Origin of the sequence: Halorubrum sp. CBA1125, from assembly GCF_009742825.1 — an archaeon.
GTDB lineage: Archaea > Halobacteriota > Halobacteria > Halobacteriales > Haloferacaceae > Halorubrum.
The window spans coordinates 1-4829 of record NZ_WPCE01000206.1 but is presented as its reverse complement, the minus strand read 5'-3'; the positions used below and the strand labels follow the sequence as shown (position 1 = coordinate 4829).

5 protein-coding genes and 1 pseudogene are annotated in these 4829 nt (G+C 69.7%); 4 read left to right on the top strand and 2 right to left on the bottom strand.

The features are described 5' to 3' along the window. A partial coding sequence (locus tag GJ633_RS14075; protein ID WP_156589319.1) for a cation-translocating P-type ATPase occupies positions 1 to 1789 on the bottom strand: 1789 nt, incomplete at its 3' end. 141 nt (positions 1790 to 1930) lie between these two features. Next, positions 1931 to 2137 (bottom strand): hypothetical protein, encoded by a 207-nt coding sequence (locus tag GJ633_RS14070; RefSeq protein ID WP_156589318.1) that lies wholly within the window; start codon positions 2135 to 2137, stop codon positions 1931 to 1933. 98 nt (positions 2138 to 2235) lie between these two features. Between GJ633_RS14070 and GJ633_RS17285 the strand changes: the two genes are divergently transcribed. From GJ633_RS17285 to GJ633_RS14055, 4 genes and pseudogenes are all read left to right on the top strand, one after another. After that, positions 2236 to 2412, top strand: a complete 177-nt coding sequence (locus GJ633_RS17285) for a hypothetical protein (RefSeq protein ID WP_197431358.1) — start codon at positions 2236 to 2238, stop codon at positions 2410 to 2412. 6 nt (positions 2413 to 2418) lie between these two features. Then, a complete protein-coding gene (locus GJ633_RS14065; RefSeq protein WP_321169095.1) occupies positions 2419 to 2931 on the top strand; it encodes a cytochrome c oxidase subunit II in 513 nt (170 codons plus the stop codon). Then, complete coding sequence (locus GJ633_RS14060; protein WP_156589317.1) at positions 2928 to 4721, top strand: b(o/a)3-type cytochrome-c oxidase subunit 1; 1794 nt, start codon at positions 2928 to 2930, stop codon at positions 4719 to 4721. Before GJ633_RS14065 ends, GJ633_RS14060 begins: the two co-directional genes overlap by 4 nt. Then, positions 4718 to 4829, top strand: a pseudogene (locus GJ633_RS14055) (CbaC protein); the annotation flags it as partial. The gene GJ633_RS14060 and the pseudogene GJ633_RS14055, both read left to right, overlap by 4 nt.

Below are 4829 nucleotides of genomic sequence, written 5' to 3'. Positions count from 1 at the left end.
CGACGACCTCGTCGCCGTCGACGCGCCCCCGAACCCCGCGGTCGCCGACATCAACGTCGCCGGGCCGCGGGAGCGAGTCCGCGTCGGAATCGCCGGGCGGCTCGACGGACCGTTCTCGCTCGGCCGCGGCGCCCCCGTCGGGCGCGACGCTCCCCTCGTTCGCGCTGTCGGCGTCGATCCGCTCGCCGTCGGGTTCTGTCCGTGTGTCTCCAGTGACGCCGGCGACGATCGCCTCCGCGACCGGGTGGACCGAGGCGCGCTCGACGGCCGCGGCGCGCTCCCGGACGCGCTCCGGCGTCGCCCCCGCCGCGACCGTGTCGAGGAGTCGCATCTCGCCGTCGGTGAGGGTGCCCGTCTTGTCGAGCACGACGGTGTCGACGTCGGCCGCGGATTCGAAGACGGCGTCGGAGACGACCACGATCCCGCGGCGGGCGGCGTCGCGGATCCCGGCGGCGACCGCGAGCGGTGTCGCGAGCCCGAGCGCGCACGGACACGAGACGATGAGCACCGTGAGCCCGACGAGCGCCGCGTCGGTCGGCGCCGCGCCGGCCGCGAGCGTGCCGCCCGCGGCCAGGACCGCGACCGCGACGACGAGCGGGACGAAGGCCGTCGCGAGCCGGTCGACGAGCCGCTGGATCCCGGACCGCGAGCTCTGGATCTCCCAGAGCAGGCGCACGAGGGTGTCGAGCGTGCTCTCGGCGTCCTCGCCCACCTCGATCACGACCGGCGCGTCGGTGACGACGGTGCCGCCGCGAACCGGGTCGCCCGCGCGCTTCGTCGCCGGGACCGACTCGCCGGTGACGAGCGCCTCGTCGACGGCGGCGGTCCCCTCGACGACCGTCCCGTCGAACGGCACCCGCTCGCCCGGGCGCACCAGCAGCCGGTCGCCGGGCTCGACCGCCTCGGCGGCGACCGGCTCCCCGGACTCGGTGTGCACCTCGCGGTCCGTCGCGGTCGTCAGCTCCGAGAGCATCCCGGTCGCGCGCCGCTTTATCACCGACTCGTAGTGGTTGCCGGCGGTGACCACCAGTATCACGGCGATCGTCACGTCGAAGTAGAGGTCGGTCCGCCCGAGCAGCAGCGCGAGCGTGCTGTAGGCGTACGAGCTCGCCGCCGCCAGCGACACCAACAGGTCCATGTTCGGCCGGCGCGCCCGCAGGCTGACGTACGCCCCGCGCAGGATCGGGTAGCCGGTGTAGAACAACACGATCGAGGCGAACACCCAGATCTGCGCGAACAGGTACCGCCCCGAGACGCCGCCGAGGTCGAGGATCGGGTCGTACCCGAAGTACGTCGGGTAGAGGAAGAGGACGTACCACAGCATCGCCATCATGCCGAAGAACCCGCCGCCGATCAGGAACCGCACGACTGCGTCGTCGTCCGCCGACTCTGGGTCCGCCCGGTCGCTGGCGGTGTAGCCCGCGACCGAGAGCCGGTCGGGGAGCTCCGCGGCGCTCACCGCGTCCGGGTCGTAGTCGACCCGGATCGTGTCCGTGGCGTAGCTGGCCTCGGCGGCCGCGACCCCGGGCTGCTCGCCCGCGGTCATCTCCAGGAACGACTCGCAGGTCGCACAGTGCATCCCGTCGACGTGGAGGAACGCCGTCTCCCCGTCGAACGCCTCGTCGGGACGGACGGCGGGGCGCCGCTCGTCGACCGCGTCGAGGTCGTCGACATCGTCGAGCGACCGCGCGACCGCCAGACACCCCCGACAGCAGAACGCGCCGTCGACGTCCGGGGCGGTGTGCGGGTCGTCTCCGGTGGGCAGGTCACAGAGGGTACAGTGCGACATTGCTGAGTGTTCCGGTGGGGGTCGTCGTCGGTCAGTGCCGGCCACAGCGGTCGTCGGTCAGTGCCGGCCACAGCGGTCGTCGGTGCCCGCGAGCGGCCGGCAGCGGTCGCCGTCGGTCCGCACCGATCGGCAGTGGTCAGGTCAGTCGTGTGCCGCCTCGTTCGGCTTCCCCGAGCCGGTTCCCGGCGGCATACTCCCGCCCGTGGCGACGCGGAGGCTGCCCCAGATGAGCAGCACGTTCACGAACGTGACCGCCACGACGAACGCCGCTCGGTCGGCGAGGAACACGGCCGCGGGAACGAGCCCGCCCAGCACGAGGAACACGGCCTGCTGTAGCGAGAAGTCCATAGACCCGGTACGGGGTCGACAGTCATAGATAACGGCAAAGTTCCCACATTCTGGGAACGAGTCGATCGTATATACTTCGGTGTGAACAACCGAGCGTTATGGCTCGAAGCGAAGCCGCACACGCCGGCGTGGACGACGTGAGCGGTGACGGCGAGGAGTTCGACCCGATCGGCACGCTCACGCTCATCGGGATATACTTCGTGATCTTGGTGCTCTCGTGGGTGTACATCTACTACGTCGAGTTCCTCGGCCGGGACCTCGTCGTCGTGGGGTGATCACGCGTGCACATACACGACTACGAGAAGCTCTGGCTCGCGGTGTCGCTCCTGTTGATCCTGTCGCTCATCGGCACCGTGACGTACGGGGCGGTCGGCCCCGGCGTCGCGATGGTGGCCGACTCGGAACCGACCGTCGACGCGACGGCGCTCGACGAGGACGAGCGCTTCGCCGAGCCCCGGGTCGAGCGGGTCGGCGAGAACGAGTACGCGGCGTACGTCGTCGCCTACCAGTTCGCGTTCCAGCCGGACCCGCTCGTCGTGCCGGCGAACAGCACCGTGACGTTCTACGTCACCTCCCGGGACGTGATCCACGGCTTCGAGGTCGTCGGGACGAACGCGAACACGATGGTGATCCCCGGCGAGGTCGCGAAGCTCACGGTCGAGACCGACGGCCCCGCCGAGTACGGGATCGTCTGTAACGAGTACTGCGGCGCCGGCCACCACGGGATGTCGGGGACGTTAGAGGTCGTCAGCCAGTCCGAGTACGAAGGGCAGAACGGGGGTGACGGCGAATGAGCCAGGCCCTCGAAACCGACCGGACGTTCTACGACCGCTTCCCCGACGAGGCGCGCGTCGTGCGCGCCGCGCTCCTCAGCTCCTTCCTGGCGCTCGCGCTCGGGGCGTTCTTCGGCATCGTTCAGACGCTCCACCGGACCGGCGTCTTCCGCGGGCTCATCGACTCCACCGACTACTACACCTCCCTGACCGCACACGGTGTATTCCTGGCGCTCAGCTTCACGACGTTCTTCCTCGTGGGGCTGTTCACGTGGGCGGTGGTCCGGAGCCTCGACCGGCCGCTCGTGAACATCAAGATCACGTGGACGTGGTACGGGCTCATGGCGGTCGGGATGACGATGACGGGCGTCTCGATCCTCGCGGGCTTCACCGACGCCGTCGACATGAGCGCCGACGTGCTGTTCACCTTCTACGCGCCGCTGCAGGCGCACCCGCTGTTTTACGCCGGGCTCGCCGTCTTCATCCTCGGGTCGTGGATCGCCGGCGCCGACTGGTTCCGAACGTTCCTCGCGTGGCGCCGCGAGCACCCGGACGAGCGGATCCCGCTCCAGACGTTCATGGTGTTGACGACGATGACGATGTGGTACATCGCGTCCTCGGCGGTGGCAGCCTCGGTGCTGCTTTTCCTGTTGCCGTGGTCGCTCGGCCTGATCGAGCAGGTGAACCCGACGCTGACCCGGACGCTGTTCTGGTTCTTCGGCCACCCGGTGGTCTACTTCTGGCTGATGCCGGCGTACCTGCTGTGGTACACCGTGCTCCCGACGATCGCGGGCGGACGGCTGTTCAGCGACCCGCTCGCGCGCGTCGTGTTCGTGTTGTTCCTCCTGCTTTCGACCCCCGTCGGCATCCACCACCAGTACCTCGACCCCGGGATCGCCGAGGGGTTCAAGTTCATCTCGATGACGAACACGATGTTCCTGCTGTTGCCGAGCCTGCTCACGGCGTTCACGGTGGTCGCGAGCGTCGAGTACGGCGCCCGCCAGCGCGGCGGCACCGGCCTGCTCGGCTGGCTCACGGACCTGCCGTGGCGCAAGCCGGAGTTCGCCGGGATGATGCTCGCCGGGCTGATGTTCGCCGCCGGCGGCTTCTCCGGGATGGTGAACGCCGGGATGAACATCAACTACCTGATCCACAACACGATCTGGGTCCCCGGCCACTTCCACCTCACCGTCGGGACCGCCGTGGCGCTCACGTTCATGGCGGCGACCTACTGGATCTGGCCGCAGATCACCAACAAGCCGATATACAGCAGCCAGATCGGGCTGTTCCAGGTCGTCCTCTGGTTCATCGGCATGGCGCTCATGTCCAACGCGATGCACGCGCAGGGGATCCTGGGCGTCCCGCGGCGGACCGCGGAGCCGGAGTACGCCAACTTCGAGTACCCGGCGATGCTGGGCGGCTTCGAGGAGCTGAACGTCCAGATCGCGATCGGCGGGACGCTGCTTTTCGTCTCGACGGTGCTTTTCATCGGCAACGTCGTGCTCACGATGGGCAACCCCCGCGTCTCCGGGCTCGCGGAGTCGCTGTCGCCGGCGCTGTCCGGCCCCGACGACGCGCCGCTGGTGCTCGACAGGCTCCGGCTGTGGGTGAGCATCGCGGTGGTGCTCGTCGTGCTCGCGTACGCGCTCCCGCTCGCAGCGATCATCAACCGCGGGGGGCTTCTCGGGCCGGGCGTCGGCACGTATCCGGTGTGGCTCGCGCCGGCGCTGGACGCGCTCTCGGCCGCCGCGACCGCGATCGGCGGCGCCGTCGGCGAGACCGCGGCCGCGATCGGCGGGGTGGTGCGATGAGCGTCGACGTGAGCCGCGGGGGACTGCTCGTCGCCCTCGCGATCTTCGGCGTGATCGTCTACGAGTTCCGGACGGTCCTGGAGTTCGTCGGGGTGAGCGTCCCGCTCA